This window comes from Halomonas sp. KM072 (assembly GCF_050710315.1).
GTDB classification, from domain to species: Bacteria; Pseudomonadota; Gammaproteobacteria; order Pseudomonadales; family Halomonadaceae; genus Vreelandella; species Vreelandella hamiltonii.
The window spans coordinates 2,575,753-2,598,664 of sequence record NZ_CP136132.1; the positions used below are offsets into that span (position 1 = coordinate 2,575,753).

General features: G+C 63.4%; 23 protein-coding genes. 16 read left to right on the top strand and 7 right to left on the bottom strand.

What is annotated here, in order from left to right:
- The first annotated feature begins 6 nt into the window (after positions 1 to 6).
- From ispG to RVM26_RS12180, 6 genes are all read left to right on the top strand, one after another.
- A complete protein-coding gene (gene ispG, locus RVM26_RS12155) occupies positions 7 to 1,122 on the top strand; it encodes a flavodoxin-dependent (E)-4-hydroxy-3-methylbut-2-enyl-diphosphate synthase (protein ID WP_287808449.1) in 1,116 nt (371 codons plus the stop codon).
- Between the two features lie 68 nt (positions 1,123 to 1,190).
- Positions 1,191 to 2,507: a histidine--tRNA ligase gene (gene hisS / locus RVM26_RS12160; RefSeq protein WP_498938855.1), complete on the top strand. Its 1,317-nt coding sequence runs from the start codon at positions 1,191 to 1,193 to the stop codon at positions 2,505 to 2,507.
- Positions 2,508 to 2,590: 83 nt separating this feature from the next.
- Positions 2,591 to 3,250, top strand: coding sequence for a YfgM family protein (locus RVM26_RS12165; RefSeq protein WP_498938857.1), 660 nt, complete (start codon positions 2,591 to 2,593; stop codon positions 3,248 to 3,250).
- Complete coding sequence (gene bamB / locus RVM26_RS12170; RefSeq protein ID WP_287808452.1) at positions 3,250 to 4,431, top strand: outer membrane protein assembly factor BamB; 1,182 nt, start codon at positions 3,250 to 3,252, stop codon at positions 4,429 to 4,431. The genes RVM26_RS12165 and bamB overlap by 1 nt, the downstream gene beginning before the upstream one ends.
- Positions 4,428 to 5,831 (top strand): ribosome biogenesis GTPase Der, encoded by a 1,404-nt coding sequence (der, locus tag RVM26_RS12175; RefSeq protein ID WP_039180340.1) that lies wholly within the window; start codon positions 4,428 to 4,430, stop codon positions 5,829 to 5,831. Before bamB ends, der begins: the two co-directional genes overlap by 4 nt.
- A gap of 190 nt (positions 5,832 to 6,021) precedes the next feature.
- Positions 6,022 to 6,636: a hypothetical protein gene (locus RVM26_RS12180; RefSeq protein WP_039180342.1), complete on the top strand. Its 615-nt coding sequence runs from the start codon at positions 6,022 to 6,024 to the stop codon at positions 6,634 to 6,636.
- On the opposite strand, the gene RVM26_RS12185 is transcribed toward RVM26_RS12180, so the two are convergent.
- Positions 6,627 to 7,514, bottom strand: coding sequence for an ATP-binding protein (locus tag RVM26_RS12185; protein WP_287808453.1), 888 nt, complete (start codon positions 7,512 to 7,514; stop codon positions 6,627 to 6,629). The two genes, RVM26_RS12180 and RVM26_RS12185, sit on opposite strands and share 10 nt — an antisense overlap.
- Before the next feature lie 96 nt (positions 7,515 to 7,610).
- Here RVM26_RS12185 and RVM26_RS12190 point away from each other — a divergent pair, with 96 nt between their 5' ends.
- On the top strand, positions 7,611 to 8,414 hold the full coding sequence (locus RVM26_RS12190; protein ID WP_498938860.1) for a M48 family metallopeptidase: 804 nt from the start codon (positions 7,611 to 7,613) through the stop codon (positions 8,412 to 8,414).
- Between the two features lie 26 nt (positions 8,415 to 8,440).
- Positions 8,441 to 8,698, top strand: coding sequence for a hypothetical protein (locus RVM26_RS12195; protein ID WP_016914931.1), 258 nt, complete (start codon positions 8,441 to 8,443; stop codon positions 8,696 to 8,698).
- Here RVM26_RS12195 and aroE read toward each other — a convergent pair.
- The 5 genes from aroE to RVM26_RS12220 all read right to left on the bottom strand — a co-directional run bounded on the left by aroE (position 8,695) and on the right by RVM26_RS12220 (position 13,510).
- A complete protein-coding gene (aroE, locus tag RVM26_RS12200) occupies positions 8,695 to 9,516 on the bottom strand; it encodes a shikimate dehydrogenase (RefSeq protein ID WP_498938862.1) in 822 nt (273 codons plus the stop codon). The two genes, RVM26_RS12195 and aroE, sit on opposite strands and share 4 nt — an antisense overlap.
- Entirely contained in the window at positions 9,513 to 10,490 is a 978-nt protein-coding gene (gene hemF / locus RVM26_RS12205; RefSeq protein WP_498938864.1) for an oxygen-dependent coproporphyrinogen-III oxidase, read from the bottom strand. Before hemF ends, aroE begins: the two co-directional genes overlap by 4 nt.
- A gap of 77 nt (positions 10,491 to 10,567) precedes the next feature.
- Positions 10,568 to 11,125, bottom strand: a complete 558-nt coding sequence (gene tsaC / locus RVM26_RS12210; protein ID WP_193460972.1) for an L-threonylcarbamoyladenylate synthase type 1 TsaC — start codon at positions 11,123 to 11,125, stop codon at positions 10,568 to 10,570.
- 47 nt (positions 11,126 to 11,172) lie between these two features.
- Positions 11,173 to 12,354, bottom strand: coding sequence for a DNA-processing protein DprA (gene dprA, locus RVM26_RS12215; RefSeq protein WP_498938867.1), 1,182 nt, complete (start codon positions 12,352 to 12,354; stop codon positions 11,173 to 11,175).
- Positions 12,355 to 12,466: 112 nt separating this feature from the next.
- The gene (locus RVM26_RS12220) at positions 12,467 to 13,510 is read right to left on the bottom strand and encodes a LysM peptidoglycan-binding domain-containing protein (RefSeq protein ID WP_498938869.1); all 1,044 of its coding nucleotides are present in this window, start codon (positions 13,508 to 13,510) and stop codon (positions 12,467 to 12,469) included.
- Positions 13,511 to 13,704: 194 nt separating this feature from the next.
- On the opposite strand from RVM26_RS12220, the gene def reads away from it, so the two are divergent.
- The 8 genes from def (at position 13,705) to RVM26_RS12260 (ending at position 22,131) form a co-directional block, all read left to right on the top strand.
- Positions 13,705 to 14,217: a peptide deformylase gene (def, locus tag RVM26_RS12225; protein ID WP_016914937.1), complete on the top strand. Its 513-nt coding sequence runs from the start codon at positions 13,705 to 13,707 to the stop codon at positions 14,215 to 14,217.
- Between the two features lie 136 nt (positions 14,218 to 14,353).
- On the top strand, positions 14,354 to 15,346 hold the full coding sequence (gene fmt, locus RVM26_RS12230) for a methionyl-tRNA formyltransferase (protein ID WP_287808463.1): 993 nt from the start codon (positions 14,354 to 14,356) through the stop codon (positions 15,344 to 15,346).
- On the top strand, positions 15,343 to 16,674 hold the full coding sequence (rsmB, locus tag RVM26_RS12235; protein WP_498938871.1) for a 16S rRNA (cytosine(967)-C(5))-methyltransferase: 1,332 nt from the start codon (positions 15,343 to 15,345) through the stop codon (positions 16,672 to 16,674). The genes fmt and rsmB overlap by 4 nt, the downstream gene beginning before the upstream one ends.
- 59 nt (positions 16,675 to 16,733) lie before the next feature.
- Positions 16,734 to 16,940 carry a dodecin gene (locus tag RVM26_RS12240; RefSeq protein WP_016914940.1) on the top strand — a complete coding sequence of 69 codons (207 nt, stop codon included), beginning with the start codon at positions 16,734 to 16,736 and terminating at the stop codon, positions 16,938 to 16,940.
- 111 nt (positions 16,941 to 17,051) lie between these two features.
- Positions 17,052 to 18,425: a Trk system potassium transporter TrkA gene (gene trkA, locus RVM26_RS12245; protein WP_287808465.1), complete on the top strand. Its 1,374-nt coding sequence runs from the start codon at positions 17,052 to 17,054 to the stop codon at positions 18,423 to 18,425.
- Between the two features lie 30 nt (positions 18,426 to 18,455).
- Complete coding sequence (locus RVM26_RS12250) at positions 18,456 to 19,904, top strand: TrkH family potassium uptake protein (RefSeq protein ID WP_498938873.1); 1,449 nt, start codon at positions 18,456 to 18,458, stop codon at positions 19,902 to 19,904.
- Positions 19,905 to 19,978: 74 nt separating this feature from the next.
- Positions 19,979 to 21,223: a TraB/GumN family protein gene (locus tag RVM26_RS12255; RefSeq protein WP_498938875.1), complete on the top strand. Its 1,245-nt coding sequence runs from the start codon at positions 19,979 to 19,981 to the stop codon at positions 21,221 to 21,223.
- A complete protein-coding gene (locus tag RVM26_RS12260) occupies positions 21,220 to 22,131 on the top strand; it encodes a DMT family transporter (RefSeq protein ID WP_039180376.1) in 912 nt (303 codons plus the stop codon). The genes RVM26_RS12255 and RVM26_RS12260 overlap by 4 nt, the downstream gene beginning before the upstream one ends.
- On the opposite strand, the gene RVM26_RS12265 is transcribed toward RVM26_RS12260, so the two are convergent.
- Positions 22,132 to 22,908 carry a tRNA-uridine aminocarboxypropyltransferase gene (locus RVM26_RS12265; protein WP_498938877.1) on the bottom strand — a complete coding sequence of 259 codons (777 nt, stop codon included), beginning with the start codon at positions 22,906 to 22,908 and terminating at the stop codon, positions 22,132 to 22,134.
- Positions 22,909 to 22,912: the final 4 nt, after the last annotated feature.

Consider the following 22,912-nt stretch of genomic DNA (forward strand, 5'->3'; position numbering starts at 1 on the left):
CGTCCTATGCACGCCCCTTCTCCGATCAAACGTCGCCCCTCGCGCCAGATACACGTTGGTAACGTCGCCGTGGGCGGCGATGCCCCGATTGCCGTTCAAAGCATGACCAACACCAACACCCTGGACGTGGACGCCACCGTGGGTCAGATCCAGCAGTTGGAAAAAGCCGGTGCCGACATCGTCCGCGTGTCGGTCCCCGACATGGATGCTGCCGAAGCCTTCGGCAAGATCAAACAGCGGGTCGATGTGCCGCTGGTGGCCGACATCCACTTCGATTACAAGATTGCCCTGCGGGTCGCCGAGTTGGGCGTGGATTGCTTGCGTATCAACCCGGGCAATATTGGCCGGGAAGATCGCGTCCGCGCGGTGGTCAGCGCGGCCAGAGAGCACGGTATTCCGATTCGCATTGGCGTCAATGCCGGCTCGCTGGAAAAGGACCTGCAAAAGAAATATGGCGAGCCCACGCCTGCCGCGCTGGTCGAGTCGGCCATGCGCCACATCGACTACCTGGATCGGCTCGACTTCCAGGAGTTCAAGGTCAGCGTCAAAGCCTCGGACGTGTTCATGGCCGTGGCCGCCTACCGTGATCTGGCCACCCGCATCGAACAGCCGCTGCACCTGGGCATTACCGAAGCAGGTGGCCTGCGCTCGGGTACGGTCAAGTCATCGATTGGCCTCGGCATGCTGTTGATGGATGGTATCGGCGATACCATTCGCGTCTCGCTGGCTGCCGACCCGGTGGAAGAGATCAAGGTCGGCTTCGACATGCTCAAGAGCCTGAAGCTGCGCGCCAAGGGCATCAACTTCATCGCCTGCCCCAGCTGTTCACGGCAGAACTTCGATGTCATCAGCACCATGAACCAGCTGGAAGAGCGCCTGGAAGACATCATGACCCCGCTGGATGTCTCGGTGATTGGCTGCGTGGTCAACGGCCCTGGCGAAGCCAAGGAGACCGATATCGGCCTGACCGGTGGCTCACCCGCCAACCTGGTCTACATCGACGGAAAACCTGCCAGCAAACTGCGTAACGACCATCTGGTGGATGACCTGGAAAAGCTGATCCGCGACAAGGTACGCCAGAAAGAGCAGCAGCAAGAGAACATGATTGCACGCAGCGTTTGACACCTGCGTTGCCTGCAACAGGCGGCACGCCTTGCGCCTCGCGCTGCCGCCCAGACAAGGAGTTTTCATTGAGCAAGTCCGCCGCTAAAAAGATTCAAGCCATCCGTGGAATGAACGACCTATTGCCCAGCGGCAGCCCTCGCTGGCAATTTTTTGAGGCCAAGGTACGCCACTTGATGCAGCGCTACGGCTTTGATGAGATCCGTACGCCAATCGTGGAGCAAACCGCCCTGTTTGCCCGTTCCATCGGGGAAGTCACCGATATCGTCGAAAAAGAGATGTACACCTTCGACGACCGCAACGGCGACAGCCTGACCCTGCGCCCGGAAGGCACCGCCAGCTGCGTACGCGCTGCCATGGAGCATGGCCTGCTGCACAACCAGACCCAGCGGCTTTGGTACCAAGGGCCGATGTTCCGCCACGAACGGCCTCAGAAAGGGCGTTACCGTCAGTTTCACCAAGTGGGCGTGGAAACCTACGGCTTTGATGGCCCGGACATTGATGCCGAAGTCATACTGCTCTCGGCACGGCTATGGCAAGAGCTTGGCTTGATGGAGCACGTCACCCTGGAGCTGAACTCTCTGGGTTCCGCTGAAGCACGGGCGGCCTACCGAGACAAACTGGTGGCCTACTTTGAGCAGCACCAAGACGTTCTCGATGAAGACTCCAAACGACGCTTAACCAGCAACCCGCTGCGCATTCTGGATTCGAAGAATCCCGACATGGCCGAGATGCTGAACGGCGCACCGCAGCTGATGGATCACCTGGACGAGGCTTCGCGGGAGCACTTCGAGCAGCTCAAGGCCATGCTCGACGCGGCCAACATTCCCTACGTGGTCAACCCGCGCTTGGTGCGCGGCCTGGACTACTACTGCCGCACGGTGTTCGAGTGGACCACCACGGCGCTGGGCAGCCAGGGCACCGTCTGTGCCGGTGGCCGCTACGATGGTCTGGTCGAGCAGTTGGGCGGCAAGCCCACACCTGCCGTGGGCTTTGCCATGGGGATCGAGCGGCTGATTCTGCTGCTGGAAACCCTCGACCTGGTACCGGAAGAAGCCTTGGGCGGCTGCGACGTCTACCTGGTGCCGATGGATGACAGCGCCACCGTGGCAGCTCTCACCCTGGCAGAACAGCTGCGCAGCGCACTGCCCGACCTGCGCCTGCAGCTGCACTGCGGCGGTGGCAGCTTCAAGAGTCGCATGAAAAAGGCCGACAAGAGCGCCGCGCCCATTGCCATTCTGCTGGGTGAAGACGAGCTGGCTCAGCAAACGGCCACCCTGAAATTCCTGCGTGATGACCGTGAGCAGCAGCAGGTCGCCCAGGCCAGCCTTGCCAGCATGCTGAGCGACCTGCTGGCCGCCACACCAGGCAACGCGACCCACTAAACGCTGCCCACCGAGCGTCTCGGGTGGGCGATGCATACCTGTCAGCCGCTGCAGCGGCTGAGTGATTGAATAGGAGGCCGCCCGTGGCGGATCTGAGAAGCGAAGAAGAACAGCTGGACGTCGTCAAGCGCTGGTGGAAAGAGAACGGTACGTCGCTGATTGCCGGCGCGGTGCTGGCTGCCGCCGGTGTGTTCGGCTGGAATGCCTGGCAGAACTACCAGGAAGGCCAGTCGGAAGCGGCCTCTGCCCGCTACCAGCAGCTGGTGACCATCACGGCCGCCAACTCGCTGGAAGAGGACCAGCTCGCGGCAGCGAGGGAACTGATCGGTGAACTGACCGACCAGCATGGCCGCACTCTGTATGCCGAACTTGCCCAGTTGCTGGAAGCCCGCCTGGCCGTGCAGGAAGGCGATCTGGCCGCGGCCAAAGCAGCCCTCGAAAGCGTCGCCGACGGCTCGTCACGCCGTTATGTTCAAAGCCTGGCCTGGCTGCGGCTGGCGCGTATCGAACTGGCCGAAGGCAACCCCGAGGCGGCACTGGAGCTATTGGACCAGCCGATCACCGACATGCTGGCCGCCCAACAGGCCAACGTACGCGGCGATGCTCATCTGGCGCTTGGCCAGCCCGAGCAGGCTCGCGAAGCATGGCAAGCCGCGCTGGAGATTGCCCAAACGCAGAACCAGCCGCTTTATGGCGTGCAGTTCAAGCTCGACGATATCGGCGCCGAGGAGGCGAATCAGTGATGACCAACAGCCTGTTAAAACCACGTTTTTCCACTGCGCTGATGCGTGCCACGCTGGGCGCCGTTGCGCTGGCCTTGCTGGCGGGTTGCGCCAGCAAGGGTGAGCCTGCCTACACCCCCAAAGAGCTGCGTAGCTTCAATGAAACCTCATCACTGGATAGCCAGTGGCGGCGCAGCGTTGGCGACGGTTTTGGCCGTGCCCGCTACCCGATTGCACCGGCACGCGAGGGTAATACCGTGTTTGCCGCCGATGCCAACGGCCTGGTAGCCGCCTTCAGTGCCCAGAGCGGTGAGCGTGAGTGGCAAGTCGAGCTGGATACCCCCATCTCCAGTGCACTCAACGCCATTGCCGGCCAAGTTTACCTGGGCACCCGCAACGGTGAAGTGATTGCGCTGAGCCAGCGTGACGGCAGCGTGAGCTGGCGTTCGCGCGTGTCCAGCGAAGTGCTGGCCGCTCCCCAGGCCAACCAGCAACTGCTGCTGGTGCAGAGCATCGACGGCCAGATAACGGCCCTGGATCGCGCCAGCGGTGAAGAGCGCTGGGTCTACACCAGCTCTCAGCCTGCGCTGACACTGCGCGGCACCGGCACGCCCATGGTCATCGACCCGGTCACCTTCGTGGGTACGGCCAACGGACGCCTGGCGACGCTGGATAACCGCAGCGGCCAGCCCCTTTGGGAAATGCAGATTGCCACACCACGTGGCCGTAGCGATGTCGAACGTCTGGTGGACCTCTCTGGTCAACCGGTATTGAGCCCGGATGGTCGCCTGTTCGTCACCAGCTACAATGGCCGTGTGGTGGCGCTGGAAGCTACTCAGGGCGGTACGCTGTGGGAAGCCAACATTTCCAGTCGCCATACTCCCGTTCTGGTCGGCAACCTGCTGCTGGTGGTGAGCGACAATAGCCACGTCATTGCCCTGGATGCCAATAGCGGCCAGGAAGTATGGCGTAATACGGATCTGGAAGATCGCTGGCTGACGCCGCCCGCCTTTGCGGATGGCCGTCTGGTGGTCGGTGATTTCGAAGGTTATGTGCACCTGCTGGATGCCCGTGAAGGCAATCTGGTAGGACGTACCCGCGTCCACAGCTCCGGTATCAGCGTGCGCCCTGTCACTGAAGGCAGCACCATTCATGTCCAGGCCAACAATGGTCGCCTGGAAACCCTGGAAGTCACTCCATGACACCCGTCATAGCGTTAGTGGGTCGACCCAATGTGGGAAAATCGACCCTGTTCAACCGCCTTACCCGCTCGCGCGATGCGCTGGTGGCGGATTTTCCCGGCCTGACCCGAGACCGTAAATACGGTAACGGCATGCTGGGCAACAAAGCCTATACCGTGATCGACACGGGCGGCATCAGCGGCGACGAGGAAGGTATCGACGCCGCCATGGCAGAGCAATCCCTGGCCGCCATCGACGAAGCAGACATCGTGCTGTTTCTGGTGGACGCCCGAGCGGGGCTCAACGTGGCCGACGAGGCCATCGCCAATCACCTGCGTGTCAATCAGAAGAAAACCTGGCTGGTGGTCAACAAGACCGATGGGCTCGAAGAGCACTCTGCCATGGCCGACTTCTGGAAACTGGGCCTGGGCGACCCGTGGCCTATCGCCGCCGCCCACGGGCGCAACGTGTCACTGCTCATCGATACCGTGCTGGAACCCTTCCCCGAGCGCGACCCGACCATTCCTGCCGACACCGGCACGAAAGGCATTCGTATCGGCGTGATTGGCCGCCCGAACGTGGGCAAGTCCACGCTGGTCAACCGGCTGCTGGGTGAAGACCGCGTCGTGGTGTTCGATGAAGCAGGCACCACTCGCGATGCCATCGAGATCCCCTTCGAGCGTAACGGCCACCCCTATGTGCTGATCGACACGGCCGGGATACGGCGACGCAAGAACGTGCGTGAAATTGCCGAGAAGTTCTCCATCATCAAGACGCTGGACGCCATCAAGGAGAGCCATGTGGCGGTGATGGTGCTGGATGCCCGCAGCGGTCTGGTCGAACAGGATCTGCACCTGCTGGACTACGTCCTGACCACGGGCCGCGCCTTGGTGCTGGCAGTGAACAAGTGGGACGGGCTGGAAAGCGAAGCCAAGGAGAAGATGCGGGCGGACATCAAGCGTCGCCTGGGCTTCGCCGACTACGCCGAGCTGCATTTCATCTCGGCACTGCACGGCACCGCCGTTGGCGACCTCTACCCCTCCATCGAGCGGGCCTTCAAGGCAGCCAATGCCCACTGGTCCACCAACCGCCTGACCACGCTGCTGCAAGATGCGGTCAGCCAGCATCCGCCCCCCATGGTCAACGGTCGGCGGATCAAGCTGCGCATGGCCCACCAGGGCGGCAGCAACCCGCCCATCATCGTGGTCCACGGCAACCAGACCGAATCGCTGCCCGAGGCCTACCGCCGTTACCTGATCAACACCTTCCGCAAGGTGCTGAAGGTACGCGGCACGCCCATGCGCTTCGAGTTCCGTTCAGGCAGCAACCCTTTCGACAAGATGGCAGGTGCCAGCGACAAGGAGAAAGCCAAGAAACGCGAGCTGAACCGCACCAAGGAAGCCCGCAAGAGCCGCCGCTAGGCGCTGCTGGAAAACTGGCCTTGTCTGCATCGCCCGCCTATATGGCGGGCGATGGCTTTTCGGGATTTGCGACCGGCGCGACGCTCGGTGCCAACAAATCCACTTGACAGCCATGGGCGGTAGCCCTCAAATAGCGGCGCTTTCGAGCATCCGCTACACTGACCTTTTGCCCTTTCTCTGGGGGAAACACATGCACCATGCCCTTCGCCGTGGCCGCAGCCTGATTCTGCTGCTGCTCGCTGCTCTACTGACCGGCTGCCTTGCGCTGCCACAAACCGGCCTGTTTGCCTTCCGGCTGGCCGTTACTTCTCTGGGAGTCGAAGAGGTACGCATCGGACCATACAGCGTGAATGCCGGCCTGGATACCAGCGACATGACTCGCCTGCTGGCCTCTAGCCTGGGCGCTGGCAGCCTGCCCGTGCAGGCCACCCTGGCCATGGGTCTCGGACTACCGGCAGGCATGCCTGCCGTTGAAATGTCCGGGTTTCGCTGGACGCTGGACATGCCGGGCGTCGACCCCGTGCAGGGGCAGTATCAACAGGACGTGACCCTCACCCCAGGCGACGACGCCAACCTGCGCCTGCCGGTGGCGTTCGATATTCTGGCCACCGACACCCAGCGCATGACGCCCATGATCGAGCTGGCCAGCCAGTTGGCAAGCCAGGGTGAGCTGCCCCCCGGTAGCGAGCTGGCCATCACCCCTGGGGATCTGCGCGGCCTGGGCATGACGCTGCCCTCCGGCCTGCTGACGCCGACCATCCGCTTGAACGTCGGCGCCGATGGGCAGCTGATTCCTCAGCGCTGATCGGCGCGCTGACGCTCCTCTTGCAGCCGCTTGCGGCCCACGTACTGGGCCGCAAACTGCCACGCCGTTCGGCCGCTGCGCCCACCGCGCAGGGTGGCAAAACGTACGGCTTCCGCCCGCGTGCCATCGTCCCAGTCGTTACCGCTACCCGTGCGGTTGACCCAGTGCTCACACACCTCCAGATAGGTTGCCTGGTTGAACGGGTGAAAGCCCAGCCACAGCCCGAAACGGTCTGACAGCGAGATCTTCTCCTCCACGGCGTCACCATGGTGCAGCTCTTCGCCTACCAAGCGGCTTCCCTGATTATCTTCCATCGACTCCGGCAGCAAGTGACGGCGGTTGGAAGTGGCATACAGCAGCACGTTCTCGGGAGGGCCGGTCAAGGCGCCGTCCAGCACGCTTTTCAGCGCCTTGTAGGCATCATCGTTGCCTTCGAACGACAGGTCATCGCAGTACACCACGAAGCGGTGAGGCTGATGGCGCAACTGCTCGACCAACCGTGGCAGGCTTGCCAGGTCATGGCGGTCGACCTGAATCAGGCGTAACCCTTCACTGGCCAGAGAGTTGAGCAGCGCACGCACCACCGACGACTTGCCGCTGCCACGAGAGCCCCACAGCAAGGCATGGTTGGCGGGCAGCCCCTGCAGAAAGGCGCGGGTATTATCGACCAATGCCAGTTTCTGCCTCTCGATGCCCAGCAGGTCGTCCAGCGTCATGCCATCTCGGGGCGGCACCGGCACCAGTTGGCCACCCAGCGGGTGGCGCTGCCAAATGGCCGCCACATGGGTCTGCCAGTTCACCGGGGTGGGCACTGGCGGCAACCAGTGGTCGATGTGATCGAGTAGCTGCGTCAAGCGCTGGCTTAATTGCGCATCCATGGTGGCCCTCAGAGTAGGTTATGATAAGAGTTGATTTACCGCGTCAGTGGTTATCTTGTGTGCAAGGATCCCTTCTCGTCTATTAGGAAACCGTCTATGCGCTGGCTTCGCCCCTTTGCCGTCACCGCTTTGTGCGCCTCTCTGGCTGCCTGCTCCACGTCCCCCACCGGCCGTTCGCAGCTGTTGCTGCTCTCGGAAGACCAGCTCAATCAGATGGGCCAGCAGGCGTTCGCGCAGTACCAGCGCGACGTGCCTACGGCCAACCAGGCGAGCCATCGCTATGTCCAGTGCATCACCAACGCCATCGTCGACATTCTGCCCGGCGAACAGCGTAATCTGGATTGGCAAATTCGCGTGTTCGAGTCCGAGCAGCCCAACGCCTTCGCCCTCCCCGGGGGCTACATGGGCGTCAATACCGGCATGCTGAACGTGGCCACCAATCAGGATCAGCTGGCATCGGTCGTCGGCCACGAGATGGGGCACGTGCTGGCACGCCATGCCAACGAGCGCGCCTCGACCCAAAGCGCCACTTCGCTTGGCCTGTCGGTCATTTCCAGCGCCTCCGGCATGCAAACCCCGGCGGGCCAGCAGTTGATGGGCGTGCTGGGCATGGGCGCCGAGTACGGCATTGCGCTGCCCTTCTCTCGCCGCCATGAAAGCGAAGCCGACGTCATCGGCCTGCAGCTGATGGCACAGGCAGGCTTCGATCCTCGCGAAAGCGTGACTTTGTGGGAAAACATGCAGGCCGCGTCCAGCGGTGGCGCGCCCCCCGTCTGGATGTCGACGCACCCAAGCCAGGGGCAGCGCATCCAGGGCCTGCAGGCCAACATGGAGTCCGCCATGGCCAGCTTCGAAGAAGCTCGCCAAAGCGGCCGCACGCCCAACTGCCCACGCCCCTGATATACGCTCCTGACATTGAGGTTTAGATGATCCGACTGGGTTTACTGCTGCTGGTACTGCCGATTCTGGTGCTGCTGAGCGTCTATTTCTGGGAACTGGGCGACGTGCGCGCCTGCCATCTCGAAGGGGGCTACTGGAACTACCTGGAAAGCGCCTGCCGCGAGACGCCCCAGCCGTTCGTCTCCTGGCTGGAGCGTTCTCCCTTGCTGGTGAACGGCGGCATGCTGCTCTCCGTGGTGGGGCTGGTGATGTGCATGGTGGGGTTCTACACCAAACCCCGCTAGCCGCCCGTCAATGACTGTCGAAGCCGCGTGCGCACCTGAGACGTCTCGGGGCGCACGTTGCGCCACAGGAAGAACGACTCGGCGGCCTGCTCGACCAGCATCCCCAGGCCGTCCCGCGGCTGTGCGCCCTGCGCCTCGGCCCAGCGCAGAAAGACCGTGGGCTCGGCCCCGTACATCATGTCGTAGGCCCAGGCACCCTCGCTGAACAGCGCCTCTGGCAGCGGCGGCAGCGCACCAGAGAGGCTGGCACTGGTGCCGTTGATCACCAGATCGAACGGCCCCTCGATGGCCGCGTAACCACTGCCGCTGATCGGCCCCAGGTCGGCGAACGCAGCGGCCAGCTGAGTGGCTTTTTCAGCCGTCCGGTTGGCCACCTGCAGGCAGGCAGGCTTTTCCGCCAGCAGCGGCTCCAACACACCCCGCACGGCACCGCCAGCCCCCAGCACCAGCAGGCGTTTATCCTTCAACGTCACTCCCTGATAGGCAAGGTCACGTACCAGCCCGACCCCATCCGTGGTATCGCCATAGGTGCGGCCATTGCCGCCGACGATCAGCGTATTGACGGCCTGCGCGCGCTTGGCCCGGTGGCTGAGCGTGTCGCACAGCGCAAAGGCATCGCCTTTGAAAGGCACGGTCACATTGGCACCGCGCCCGCCCGCCGCCACGAAGGCCTGCCAGGCACGGGCGAAGCCGTCGGTGGGTGCCAGCTGCGCGACGTACTCCATGGCCTGCTGGGTCTGGCGGGCAAACTCAGCGTGAATCATCGGAGATTTGGAGTGCTCGATGGGGTTGCCGAACACACAGTAACGGTCGCTCATGAGGCCTCTCCACTAGGCTGGCGTTGCGATTGAGGCTGGGCCTGAGGCTGCGGGGAATGGCCCGCTTCACCCAGCCAGTCACGCGGCACCAGGTAATCGTGCAGTTGCGCTTCGCGGCTGCCCTGGGCAGGCGTGAAGTCATACTCCCAGCGCGCCAGAGGTGGCATGGACATCAGAATCGACTCCGTGCGCCCACCGCTTTGCAGGCCAAACAGGGTGCCTCGGTCCCATACCAGGTTGAACTCCACGTAGCGGCCACGACGATAGAGCTGGAAGTCGCGCTCCTGCTCGCCCCAGGCATCGGCCTGACGACGCTCGACGATGGGCAGGTACGCCGCCAGGAAACTGTCCCCCACGGCGCGCTGAAAGGCAAAGCACTCCTCGAAGCTGCCTTCGTTGAGGTCGTCGAAAAACAGCCCGCCCACGCCTCGGGTCTCCTCCCGGTGCTTGAGGTAGAAATAGTCATCGCACCACGCCTTGTAACGCTCGTACACCCCTTCCCCGAACGGAGCGCAGGCGTCACGCGCCACGCGATGCCAGTGCACCACATCCTCGAACACGGGATAGTAGGGCGTGAGATCGAAACCGCCGCCAAACCACCAGACCGGCGGCTCGCCCTCCTTCTCGGCAATGAAAAAGCGCACATTGCCGTGGCTGGTGGGAATATGCGGGTTTTCAGGGTGCATGACCCAGGAAACCCCCACCGCATGGAAACTGCGCCCAGCCAGCTCCGGGCGGGCGGCCGTGGCCGACGGGGGCAACTGAGCACCAAAGACATGCGAGAAATTGACGCCGCCCTTTTCGAACACCCGCCCATCGGTCATGACGCGTGAGCGACCACCGCCGCCCTCTTCACGCTGCCAGCTATCCTCCCTGAACGTGGCCTGGCCATCGGCGGCGCTCAAACCGGCGCACAGCCGATCCTGCAGATCCAGAAGGTAGTGTTTGACGTCGTCGAGGTGTTCGTGGGCCACGGTAGCTCCTGGTGAGATGAATCGTGAGTCGTGAGTCGTGAGTCGTGAGTCGCTGACAGTGTGACGAAGCCGAGCGGCTAGTCACGCATCACTTTGCCGGTCACTAAATCGCGGATGGTGCTGGGTTTGGCATTGCCGCCCAATTCACCCGCCACGATAGCGGCGACGTCATCGCCAAAGATCGTGGCGACTTCTTCCGCGCTCATGGCGGGCGGATCGCCTGCACGGTTAGCGGAAGTGGAGACGAGCGGCCCGCCAAAGGCTTCGCACAGTGCTTTCATCAGCGGATGGTCGGTCACCCGCAGGGCGACGCTTTGGTGGGCACCACGCACCAAGCCATGGCTACGGCCATTATCGGGCACCAGCCACGTATTGGGGCCAGGCCAACTGGCGGCCAGCGGCGCATGCAGCGCCAAGGGTAGCTGGCTCAGCCAGGGCTGGAACTGTTGAATACTGGCCGCCACCAGAATGACGCCCTTGGCCGGGTCACGCTCTTTCATGCGCATCAGGTGCGCCAGCGCCTCGTCATTGTCCGGGTCACAGCTCAACCCCCACACGGCTTCGGTAGGGCAGGCAATCACTCCCCCTTCCCGTAGCGCCTGCACCGCTGCTTTCACATCAACCGCCGTTTTCATGGACGCTCCTACTGGCTATCGAACCATCAGATCAAGAAAGCGCCATCTTACCATGCTGCCGTCAGCCGAACCCAGCCACCCGCACGCTGGGCCACCTGCCCCTCCAGCTCCAGCATCAACAGCCGCTGCTGACACTCACTGACCGACAGCCCCGTGCTCTGCACCAGCCAGTCGATGGGCGTGGGGGAAGGCCCCAGCGCGTGCAGCAGGCGGTCAGGCGGCTCTATCTGGGCAGAGTCTGTCTGGGCAGAGTCTGTCTGGGCAGAGGGCGCTGGCGACATCGGCGCGGGGGCCACAGGCGAGGCCTTCTCGGCAGGCGCTTCCTCCGAGGGCGTTAGCATCGGCCAATAATGCGGTGCCCAGTGCTGAAGCTCGGCCAGAATGTCCTCCACGTGGCGCACCAGCGTCGCGCCATTGCGCAGCAGCTGCAGGCAACCACGGGCTTGAACGTTATGCAGCGACCCCGGCAGGGCAAACAGCTCTCGCCCCTGCTCCAGCGCCAGCCGGGCACTCACCAGCGAGCCGCTTTTCTCGGTGGCTTCGACCACCAGGGTTCCCAACGAAAGCCCCGTGATGATGCGGTTGCGGCGTGGAAAAAAGGCCGGCCGCGCCACGGTGCCCGGCGGGTGTTCGGAAAGCAGCAGCCCGCCGGGCTGGGTGCTCAGCTGCTCGTGCAGCTCGCGGTGGCGCGCCGGATAAATGACGTCCACCCCACACCCCAGCACGGCGATCGAATGCCCTCCGGCGGCCAGCGCGGCGCGCTGGGCAACGCCATCGACGCCCAGCGCCATACCGCTGACGATGCACCAGCCACGGCTGGCCAGCTCACGGGCAAACGCCTGGGCATGGCCACTGCCTTCGGCGGTCGGTTTGCGGGTACCCACCATGGCCAGGCCCGGGCCCTCCAGCGCCTGCAAATCCCCTTGTGCCCACAGCACCACGGGCGGGTCCGGCAATTGGTTCAGCAAGGCAGGCCAGGCCGGGTGGTCGCGGTGCAGCAGATGACGATGGGGCGCCTTGCCCAACCACACCTCGGTCTCTTCCACCACCTGCTGAAGCGGGCTGCGCTGAGGCTGCGCCAGCCATAACCTGAGGGCATTGGCCGCCGCACTGGGCAGCGCCGCCAGCCAGCCCTGTGGCCACTGGGGCGAGCGGGCCACCAGCTGTGCAATACGGGCTGCGCCCATGCCGGGCAATGCATTGATTACCAGCCACTCCCTGGCGTCCATCGCCACCTCCTTTTCATCGTTCGAGTACACCTGCGGCCTAACAGGTTATGTACGAAAGCCAGGCTATGTATGAAAACCAGGCCATGTACGAAAACCAGGCTGAGTACGAAAACTAGTGCTGAGGAGATCTCACCACGTCACCCACGGCCAACACATTGGAAGCCTGCATGACCAGCGCATAGCTCATGTGACTGTAGGGTTTGAAGATCATCACGAGACCCGCCTCGGTGGCGGGCAACTGAATCAGCTCCTGGGTGCGCGGGTCGTTGACCACTTCGCCTTGCTGATCGACACGCAAGACATGGCCGGGCTGCAGGCCATCCTGGGTGCCCACATCCAACGCCACGACCTGCAACCGGCCAATGAAGCGAACGCCGCCGGGCACGGCCACGATCCGCCCTGCCACCTGGTTCAGCGGCGCTCTGGGAGCAAAGGCCTCGCTGACCGGAATATCTTCCAGCGGCAGCAGGATGTCGTTGTTGCGCACTTCCTGGTTGGCACTCAGCACTTCGACACGTGAAATATCGCCTTCACTGCTGATGCGCTGCGCTTCGCCGATACTGATCAACTCGTCGCCCAGCAGGGTGCCGTCCGCCGCCAGATAAGGCTCGCCGGGGCGATAGATCCCCAGCCGCTGGCGGGCAGGCAGCTCGCCACGCACATAGAGCGTATCCCCGGCACCGCTGATCAGCCGCTGGTTGTCGCCACCCACCACATAGGCCAGTTCCTGAACATCCTCACCCGGCTCGACCACCCGGTGATCGCGCAAGAAAGAGCGCACCACGTCCATGGGAATGGGCGTGATCGCTTCCCGCTCGGGAACGCTGCGCATTTGTGGCGATAGCCGAACCACGCCTTGGCCACGCTCCAGCGTCAGGCACGGCTGACCCTGGCAATCGCCCAGTACCAGTACGTCGCCTGGGTAGATGAGATGCGGGTTGCGAATCTGCGGGTTGGCTTGCCATAGTGCGGGCCACTGCCAGGGGGAGCGCAGGTAGCGTGCGGAGATATCCCATAGCGTATCCCCGGCGACCACTTCGTAGCGCTCGGGTGCATCGCTGCGCAGCCGCTCCCAGGCCTGCGCTGCCGGGCTCAGCGCCAGCCAGGCCAGCAGCACTCCCAACACGCTGTGATAAAACGGCTTTCCAGCTACCATCCTAGCCACCATCCGTTCTCCCCTCGTTATCCCCTGGTGATTGTTTGAAGCAGTTGCGGGGGCGCCACGGCGCGGCGCGTGCCCAGGAACGCTTATGGCATGATATAGTGGTCAATATAAAGCACTTAGGCCCGCCGACACAGCGCGGCGCCTGCTCATCTTCAAGACTCTGCATAAACGGTGACGGTAACGCCATGGCCAAACTTCCTATTCTCGTATTTCCTGACGAGCGCCTGCGCACCAAGGCGGTCGCGGTGGAAACCGTGGACGACGAGGTCCGCCAGCTCGTGGATGACATGCTGGAGACCATGTACGACGCCCGTGGCATCGGCCTGGCCGCCACGCAAATCGACGTGCACCGCCGGGTGGTGGTCATGGACGTCAGCGACGACAACTCCCAGCCGCTGGTGATGATCAACCCCCGCTATGAGCCTATCGGCGAAGAGCGTGAGCCGCTGTCGGAAGGCTGCCTGTCGATTCCTGAGTATTACGCCGAAGTACCGCGCTACCTGAAGGTCAAGCTGACGGCGCTGGACCGCCACGGCGAGCCCTACGAGCTGGAAGCCGACGGCTTGCTGGCCCACTGCATTCAGCATGAGTACGATCACCTGGAAGGCGTGCTGTTCGTGGATTATCTGTCCCCGCTCAAGCGCGACCGGGTCATGAAAAAAATGCAGAAACGCTACAAGCAGATGAACGACGCCTGACCCCGGTTGCGTCATCTGGCCCTGGGCCGAGCTGACAACGTTGCCCCACAAGCTTACCTGTGACGACAACGCTGCCTCTCGGCCCTCCTGCGTTTCATCGGCAGCACTTTCTCTTTTCACTCAAGGGCTCTCCACCATGTCACCGTTACGCGTTGTTTTTGCTGGCACGCCAGACTTCGCCGCCTCCAGCCTTGCTGCCCTTCTCGACAGCGAACACGAAGTGGTGGCGGTCTACACCCAGCCCGACCGCCCCGCCGGTCGGGGACGTAAACTCACTCCCAGCCCGGTCAAACAGCTGGCTCAAGCCCAGGCACTGCCGGTGTATCAACCCGTCAGCCTGAAAGACGCCGAGGCCCAGGCCGAGCTGGCGGCACTGAACGCCGATGTGATGGTCGTGGTGGCCTACGGGCTGCTGCTCCCCCAGGCAGTGCTGGACACGCCGCGCCTGGGCTGCATCAACGTACACGCCTCGCTGCTTCCCCGCTGGCGGGGTGCGGCGCCCATTCAGCGTGCCATTGAAGCGGGCGACAGCGCCTCGGGCGTCACCATCATGCAGATGGATGCGGGGCTGGATACCGGCGCCATGCTGTATGAAGTGCGTACCCCAATTACCTCCCGCACCACCGGTGGCGACCTCCACGACCGACTGGCCATTCAAGGGGCCAATGCGCTGGTGAACGTGCTAGACCAGCTGGACAACGGCAGCCTAGAGGCAACGCCTCAGCCGGAAGAGGGCGTGACCTACGCCGCCAAGCTCAGCAAAGCCGAGGCCGAGCTAGACTTTAGCCAGCCCGCCGAGCAGCTGGCGCGCAAAATCCGCGCCTTCAACCCGTGGCCGGTGGCTTGGTGCACGCTAGGTAACGACCGCCTGCGCCTACTCATGGCCAGCGTCGAGCAAGGTGAGCAGCCGCAATCGCCCCCCGGTACGCTGTTGGCACATGGCGACGAACACCTGCGCATTGCCTGCGGTGCCCAGGGCCAGGAAGTGCTGTGCGTTAGCCGTGCCCAGCTGCCCGGCGGCAAGGCCATGGCAGTGCGTGATCTTTTGAATGCCCGCCAAACGCCCTTGAGTGAGGGTGTTCGCCTTGGACAGCCTTCACAGCCAGCCTCGCAAGGAGCGCACCCATGAGCGAGCGACCCACCAAAGGCGGCAGCGGCCTGGATGTGCGCGCGGCGGCGGCCAGAAGCCTGGTGCCGGTTCTCACCGACAAGGGCTCCCTGGCGGGGCTGGACGAGCACAGCGTAGTAGCCAGGGACCGTGCGCTGCTCAAGGAGCTGTGCTATGGCACCTGCCGTCGCTTGCCGCGCCTTCAGGCGCTGGCCCAACGCCTGCTGAAGCAGCCGTTCAAGAAGCGCGACGCCGACGTTCAGGCCCTGCTCCTGATCGGTATTTATCAACTGCTCTACATGCGTACCCCGGCCCACGCCGCCGTGGGCGAAACCGCCGGCGCCGCCCGCCTGCTGGACAAGGAGTGGGCGACTCGCGTGCTCAATGGCTGCCTGCGACGCCTGCAGCGCGAAGCCGACGCGCTGCAGGCCGAGGTGGACCGTGATGAAAGCGTCGCCCTGGAGCATCCCCAGTGGCTGCTGGGTAAGCTGCGCAGCGCCTGGCCCGATCAGTGGCGGGCCATCGCCCAGGCCAACAACGAGCCCGGCCCGATGACGCTGCGCGTCAACCAGCGTCACAACGACCGTGAAGCCTACCTCACTCGACTCACCGAGCAGGGGTTGGGCGGCGAGCTGTGTCTGCACGCCCCGGACGGCATTACGCTGCACACCCCCTGCGACGTGACCGTACTGCCCGGCTTTGCCCAGGGGCACGTCAGCGTGCAGGACGAAGCTGCCCAGCTGTCGGCCGCTCTGCTGGGCCCGGCCCTGGCGCCCAGGCCCGGCGCCCATGTGCTGGATGCCTGCTGCGCCCCGGGCGGCAAGACGGCCCATTTGCTGGAGCAGTTCGATATCGCCCTGACAGCGCTGGACAGCGACAATCAGCGCCTGGCCCGTGTCGATGACACCCTCGCTCGGCTGGGGCTCGCTGCAGAGCTGAAACATGCCGATGCCACCACCCGCGACTGGTGGAGCGGGACGCCGTTCGATGCCATTTTGCTGGATGCCCCCTGCTCCGGCACGGGCGTGATTCGCCGCCATCCGGACATCAAGGCCCTGCGCCGCAAGGAGGACATTCGTCAGTTGGCCAGCCTGCAGCAGCGCCTGCTCGACAACCTGTGGCCGCTGCTCCGCCCCGGCGGTACGCTGCTCTACGCCACCTGCTCGGTGCTGCCGGAAGAGAACAGCGGCCAGATCGAGGCCTTCCTGGCCCGCACCCCCGACGCCCGGGCCACCACGCCGAACGATGTGGCCTGGGGCGAGCCCAGCGGGCCGGGCAGGCAACTGTTTCCCGCACAAAACAGTCACGATGGCTTTTTTTATGCCAGACTGGAGAAGCAGACTGCCTAAGGCAAGCGCCTGGACTCAGAGGCATTAGGCAGTGAATTCATGACAAGGATGGAGAACACATGAGTCATCACACCTACAAGCACATCGAACTTACCGGCTCTTCCGAAAAAGGTATTGAGGAAGCCGTTCAGAACGCATTGGCCAAAGCGTCCGAAAGCGTGCACAACATGCGTTGGCTGGAAGTGACCGATACGCGCGGTCACATAGAAGATGGGCGTGTTGCCCACTGGCAGGTCACGATCAAGGTCGGCTTCACGCTGGAGTAATCGTCACCTGCTTTTCGACGGCGGCTGGTTTACACTGGCCGCCGTCTTTGTTGCAGCGCACACCGCGTGCTGATAAAACGCTGGCGCTCATAACGGAACCGATGCTTAGCGATGAAAATCATCATTCTCGGCGCCGGCCAGGTCGGCGGCACCCTGGCGGAGCACCTTGCCCGCGAGGAAAACGACATCACCGTCGTCGACACCGACGGCGCCAAGCTACGCGAACTGCACACCAAGCTGGATATCCGCACGGTGACCGGTGCGGGCTCCTACCCCATCGTGCTGCGCCAGGCGGGCTGCGAAGACGCCGACATGCTGATCGCGGTGACCAACACCGACGAGATCAACATGATCGCCTGTCAGGTGGCCCACACGCTGTTTCGCACCCCCACCAAGATTGCGCGGGTACGCTCCACGGCTTACCTCACCCGCAAGGGCCTGTTTGCCCACGAAGCCATTCCCATCGACGTCTTGATCAGCCCGGAACAGGTGGTGACCGACCACGTGCGCCGTTTGATCGAGCATCCCGGCGCCCTGCAGGTGCTGGAGTTTGCCGGGGGGCTGGTGCAGCTGGTGGCGGTGAAAGCCTTCTACGGCGGCCCGCTGGTGGGCCAGAATCTCGCCTTCCTGGGCAAGCACATGCCCAACGTGGAAACCCGCGTCGCCGCCATCTACCGGCGCAATCGACCGATCATCCCCCAGGGCGACACGGTCATCGAAGCCGACGACGAAGTGTTCTTCCTGGCGGCACGGCGGGATATCCGCGCGGTGATGAGCGAGCTGCGCAAGGTGGAGCGCGACTTCCGCCGGGTGGTGATTGCCGGGGGTGGCAACATCGGCGAACGCCTGGCGGAGCATCTGGAGCATAGCCATCAGGTCAAGATCATCGAGCACAGCCTGGAGCGCTGCACCACGCTCTCGGAACGGCTGGACCGCACCGTGGTGCTGCACGGCAGCGCCACCAGCAAGCGCCTGCTGGAAGAGGAAAACATCGAGGATTGCGACATCTTCTGCGCCCTGACCAACGACGACGAGGTGAACATCATGTCGTCGCTGCTGGCCAAGCGGCTGGGGGCCAAGAAGGTGCTGACGCTGATCAACAACGCCGCCTACGTGGACCTGGTCCAGGGTGGCGATATCGACATCGCCATTTCACCGCAGCAGGCCACCATCGGCAGCCTGCTGACCCACGTGCGCCGGGGCGATATCGTCAACGTGCACTCCCTGCGCCGGGGCGCGGCGGAAGCCATCGAGGCCATTGCCCACGGCGACAAGCAGTCTTCCAAGGTGGTGGGCCGTACCATCCGCGAGATCGACCTACCCGACGGCACCACCATCGGTGCCGTGGTGCGCGGCAAAGAGGTGATGATTGCCCACGGCGACGTGCGCGTGGAGAGCGGTGATCACCTGATTCTGTTCGTGATCGACAAACGGCGTATCCGCGACGTCGAGCGGCTTTTCCAGGTGGGATTGACGTTTTTCTAGGAACCAGCCAGCAATGAGACCCTCCCTGCCATGAGCCTGCGGATTATTCTACGTATCTTGGGCCTGCTGCTGATGCTGTTCAGCCTCACCATGCTGCCTCCCATGCTGATGTCGCTATGGTTTCGCGACGGCGTTTGGCATGCGTTCATGAGCGGCATTGCGATTTCCGTCATCACCGGCCTGCTGATCTACCTGCCGAACCGCCGGGCGCGCAAGGAGCTGCGCATTCGGGACGGTTTCATCATCGCGGCCATGTTCTGGACCGTGCTGGCACTGTTCGGCTCGCTGCCGCTGATGCTGTTTGGCGAGGACTCCCTGAGCATTACCGATGCCGTCTTCGAATCCTTTTCGGGCCTGACCACCACCGGGGCCACGGTCATTACCGGCATCGATTTCCTGCCCGAGTCGATTCGCTACTACCGCCAGCAGCTGCAGTGGCTGGGCGGTATGGGCATCGTGGTACTGGCGGTGGCCATCCTGCCGACCTTGGGGGTCGGGGGCATGGCCCTGTACCGCACGGAAATTCCGGGGCCGCTGAAAGACTCCAAGCTGACGCCGCGCATCACCGAAACCGCCAAGGCGCTGTGGTATATCTACGCCACCTTGACCTTTGCCTGCTTCGTGGCTTACATGGTCGCGGGCATGGATTGGTTCGATGCGCTGGGCCACAGCTTTTCCACGGTCGCCATCGGCGGATTTTCGACCCATGACCTGAGCATCGGCTATTTCGATAGCGCCGCCATCGAGCTGATCTGCATCAGTTTCATGCTGATTTCGGCGGTGAGCTTCAGCCTCCACTTCGTGGCCTGGCGCGAGAAGCGCCTGACCCACTATTTTCAGGACCCGGAAGCCCGGTTTCTGCTGCTGTTCCTGGCGGGGCTGACCGTGATTACCGTCATTACCCTGTGGCTGACCAACACCTACCACGACATCACCGGCCTGCGGCATGCGCTGTTCGAGGTCGTCTCCGTGGCTACCACGGCGGGGTTCGCCGTGGCCGATTTCTCCGGCTGGCCCGGGGCAATTCCGTTTCTGCTGTTCATTGCCGCCTTCGTAGGGGGCTGCTCGGGCTCCACCGCTGGCGGCATGAAAGTGATCCGCATCATCCTGATTCTCAAGCAGGGCATGCGCGAAGTCATGCGCCTGATTCACCCCAACGCGGTCATTGCGGTGAAGGTCGGCAAGGTCAGCGTTCCCGACAGCATCGCGCAGGCGGTATGGGGCTTTTTTTCGGCCTATGTCATGCTGTTCTTCCTGATGCTGGTGGGCGTGATGGCCACCGGCGTGGATCAAGTGACCGCCTGGTCGACGGTGGGCTCGGCGCTCAACAACCTGGGCCCCGCGCTGGGCGAAGCCAGTAGCCACTATGGCGACTTACCCAGCCTGGCCAAATGGATTCTGGTACTGGCCATGTTGATGGGGCGCCTGGAAATTTTCACCGTCCTGGTGCTCTTTACTCCGGCCTTCTGGCGACGTTGATACACCACTGAGCCCCGGTACTGACGGCTTGTGTACGTTTTCACCTTTTTATACTTATATATCGAGACTGTTGAATGACCCACGATGACACTACGCGGCCACCGACGCCGCCCCTGCCCTCCACTAGCGGCCCGCTGAAAACCGTGACCGTGGGCAACACCTGCTACACCCTGCTGGGCACGGCCCATGTCTCGGCCGAAAGCGCCGACGACGTACGCCAATTGATTGCTACCGGCCATTTCGATGCGGTGGCCATCGAGCTGTGTGACGCCCGCCATCACAGCATGGACAACCCCGATGCCATGGGCGAGCAGGACCTGTTTCAAGTGTTCAAGCAGGGCAAGGCCGGCATGGTCGCCTCCAGCCTGGCGCTGGGGGCCTTCCAGCAGCGTATCGCCGAACAGTCAGGCATCCAGCCAGGGGCCGAAATGCGCGCGGCGGTGGATGAGTGCCGTGCTCGCCAACTGCCGCTGCTGCTGGTGGACCGCGATGTGGGCATCACGCTCAAGCGCATCTACAGCAACGTGCCCTGGTGGCAGCGCTTCTCGCTATTTTCCGGACTGATTGGCAGCGTGCTCTCCCGTCAGGATGTCTCCAGGGAGGAGATCGAAAAGCTCAAGGAGGGCGATATGCTGGAAGCCACCTTCAGCGAATTCGCGGCGGAATCGGAAACGCTCTACACCCCGCTGATCCGCGAACGCGACCGCTACATGGCGCTACGCCTGGCCGAAGAGGCACCTCCCGGGCGCTACTCGAACGTGCTGGTCGTGCTCGGCGCAGGCCACCTGAAAGGCACCGGCGAGCACCTGGAAACACCGCTACCGGAAAACCCGACCCAGGAGCGGGAATCGCTGGAAGCTACTCCGCCGCCCTCCAAACTATGGAAAGCCATGCCCTGGCTGATCACCGCGCTGGTGCTCACCGGCTTTGTGGTGGGCTTTTCACGTAATACCGAGCTGGGCTGGCAGCTGGTGATGGAGTGGTTCTTGATCAACGGCCTGCTATCCGGGGGGGCGACCCTGATTGCCCTGGCACACCCGCTCACCGTGATCACGACTTTCTTTGCCGCACCGCTGACCTCGCTAAACCCCACCATTGGCGCCGGTTTCGTGGCGGCAGGTGTTGAGCTGTACATGCGCAAACCCAAGGTGCGCGATTTCTCCACCCTGCGCCATGACGTGACGCAACTGAAAGGCTGGTGGAAAAACCGCGTGTCACGCACGCTGCTGGTGTTCATTCTCGCCACGGCAGGCTCGGCCATTGGCACCTGGGTGGCAGGCTTCAGAATTGCCGGGGCGCTGTTTGGCGGCGCCGCGTGAGCCATAGCACCATTCGGCAAGCTCCCTGGCAGGCCGATGCCCTGCTGCTGCTGGTGACCACCCTGGCAGCAGGCGGGTGGATATTTTCCAAGGAAGCGCTGGCAGGCATGCCTCCGCTGCTGTTCATCGGCACTCGCTTTCTGCTCGCGGGGGTCATCCTGCTGGGCTTCGCCTGGCCGACACTGCGCCATTTGCCTGCCCGGCGTATTCGGCGCGGCCTGCTGGTAGGCGTACTGTTCAGTGCGGCCATCGCTTTCTGGGTGCTGGGATTGCATCACTCCCAGCATCTGGGAGAAAGCGCCTTCATCAACAGCCTGGGCATTCTGCTGGTGCCGGTGGTGGCCCGCCTGCTGTTTGGCGACCGTCCCGCCACCAGCACCTGGGTAGCCCTGCCCGTCGCGCTGACAGGCTTTGCGCTGTTATCGCTGAATGCCGGTTTTCGGGTGGAGGCCAGCCAGCTGCTGATGCTTTGCGCGGCCTTGTGCTTCGCGCTGCTGATCAACGTCAATACGCGGGTGGTGCGCAATGTGCCTGCCCTGTCGTTGACGACGCTGCAGCTGCTTTCCGTGGGCATCGTGTTGACCGCTGTTTCATGGGTCGTGGAAGAGCAGACGCTCTCCCTCGATGCCCCGATTCTGGGCTGGTTTCTGGCCAGCGTGCTGCTGGCCAGCTCACTGCGGTTCTTTCTTCAGATCAAGGCGCAGGGCATGACCACGCCGAGCCATGCAGCGGTCATTCTGATGCTGGAGGCCGTCTGGACGGCGCTGCTGGCCGCCTGGTGGTTCAACGAAACCATGTCGGCGCTTCAACTCATCGGCTGCGCGCTGATTTTCGCGGCCCTGCTGATCAACCGCTGGTACTGGGTGCGCAAGGTGCTGTTGCGCTGGCTCCCCGGCGCCAGGCCTTGATCAGCGCGGCGCATCCTCCGCCTTTCGGGCCAACAGCCGAGTCATGGCCGCCGTCGGCTCCTCGATCTTGCGATAATAGCGGCTCTCTGCGTAGCTATCGTTGAACACGTCAAAGTAGTCATCCAGCACGCTTGCCGCTGTTTCATCGCCGCTTTGACGCAGCAGCTCAATGGCCACCTCGGCGGTGCACAGATGCGCTTTCGAGGCGGGCTTGCGCAGCCGGTAGCGGGTCTCCCGCTCGGTGCGCAGCGGCAGTACCGGCAGTGCATCCAGGTAAGAGCTTTTGCGGAACATGCGCCGCGCCTGACGCCAGGTGCCATCCAAAATGATGAATACCGGTATGCGCGCCTGCTGCTTGGCGGCATGCACCGCGTCAATATCCACCACGCGGTCGGCGTAATCTGGCTGATCGTCCGGGAAAATAACAAACGGCGCGTAGCGCGAATCTTCCAGCAGCGCCGCCAGCGTGTTGTCCGGCGCGGTGCGATACCAGGTAAACACGCGGGTGTTGGTCAGCACGTCGCCAATCAAACGACCGGTGTTGGTCGGTTTGTAGTGTTCAATAGAGTGGGTCAGCAGCCACACCTGAGCGTCGCTCTCCGCCTTGACCTGATACGGGCAGAGGCAGTTCAGCTCGGGCAAGTTACAGCCTTCGCAGCGTTTGACGAAGCTGCCCCGCGCTTTGAATTCACGCCGAGGCGGGCGCGGATGCCCGGTGGCCGGGTCGCGGTCGGTCAATGCATCGTGCTCGGGGGGCAGCGAGGTCGCGTCAGGCATCTGC

What these genes read in the sequence shown, in the direction of transcription:
- ispG (WP_287808449.1), top strand. Translation starts at nt 7, where the DNA reads ATGCACGCCCCTTCTCCGATCAAACGTCGCCCCTCGCGCCAGATACAC.
- bamB (WP_287808452.1), top strand. Translation starts at nt 3,250, where the DNA reads ATGACCAACAGCCTGTTAAAACCACGTTTTTCCACTGCGCTGATGCGT.
- der (WP_039180340.1), top strand. Translation starts at nt 4,428, where the DNA reads ATGACACCCGTCATAGCGTTAGTGGGTCGACCCAATGTGGGAAAATCG.
- RVM26_RS12180 (WP_039180342.1), top strand. Translation starts at nt 6,022, where the DNA reads ATGCACCATGCCCTTCGCCGTGGCCGCAGCCTGATTCTGCTGCTGCTC.
- RVM26_RS12185 (WP_287808453.1), bottom strand. Translation starts at nt 7,514, where the DNA reads ATGGATGCGCAATTAAGCCAGCGCTTGACGCAGCTACTCGATCACATC.
- RVM26_RS12190 (WP_498938860.1), top strand. Translation starts at nt 7,611, where the DNA reads ATGCGCTGGCTTCGCCCCTTTGCCGTCACCGCTTTGTGCGCCTCTCTG.
- RVM26_RS12195 (WP_016914931.1), top strand. Translation starts at nt 8,441, where the DNA reads ATGATCCGACTGGGTTTACTGCTGCTGGTACTGCCGATTCTGGTGCTG.
- aroE (WP_498938862.1), bottom strand. Translation starts at nt 9,516, where the DNA reads ATGAGCGACCGTTACTGTGTGTTCGGCAACCCCATCGAGCACTCCAAA.
- tsaC (WP_193460972.1), bottom strand. Translation starts at nt 11,125, where the DNA reads ATGAAAACGGCGGTTGATGTGAAAGCAGCGGTGCAGGCGCTACGGGAA.
- dprA (WP_498938867.1), bottom strand. Translation starts at nt 12,354, where the DNA reads ATGGACGCCAGGGAGTGGCTGGTAATCAATGCATTGCCCGGCATGGGC.
- RVM26_RS12220 (WP_498938869.1), bottom strand. Translation starts at nt 13,510, where the DNA reads ATGGTAGCTGGAAAGCCGTTTTATCACAGCGTGTTGGGAGTGCTGCTG.
- def (WP_016914937.1), top strand. Translation starts at nt 13,705, where the DNA reads ATGGCCAAACTTCCTATTCTCGTATTTCCTGACGAGCGCCTGCGCACC.
- fmt (WP_287808463.1), top strand. Translation starts at nt 14,354, where the DNA reads ATGTCACCGTTACGCGTTGTTTTTGCTGGCACGCCAGACTTCGCCGCC.
- rsmB (WP_498938871.1), top strand. Translation starts at nt 15,343, where the DNA reads ATGAGCGAGCGACCCACCAAAGGCGGCAGCGGCCTGGATGTGCGCGCG.
- RVM26_RS12240 (WP_016914940.1), top strand. Translation starts at nt 16,734, where the DNA reads ATGAGTCATCACACCTACAAGCACATCGAACTTACCGGCTCTTCCGAA.
- trkA (WP_287808465.1), top strand. Translation starts at nt 17,052, where the DNA reads ATGAAAATCATCATTCTCGGCGCCGGCCAGGTCGGCGGCACCCTGGCG.
- RVM26_RS12250 (WP_498938873.1), top strand. Translation starts at nt 18,456, where the DNA reads ATGAGCCTGCGGATTATTCTACGTATCTTGGGCCTGCTGCTGATGCTG.
- RVM26_RS12255 (WP_498938875.1), top strand. Translation starts at nt 19,979, where the DNA reads ATGACCCACGATGACACTACGCGGCCACCGACGCCGCCCCTGCCCTCC.
- RVM26_RS12265 (WP_498938877.1), bottom strand. Translation starts at nt 22,908, where the DNA reads ATGCCTGACGCGACCTCGCTGCCCCCCGAGCACGATGCATTGACCGAC.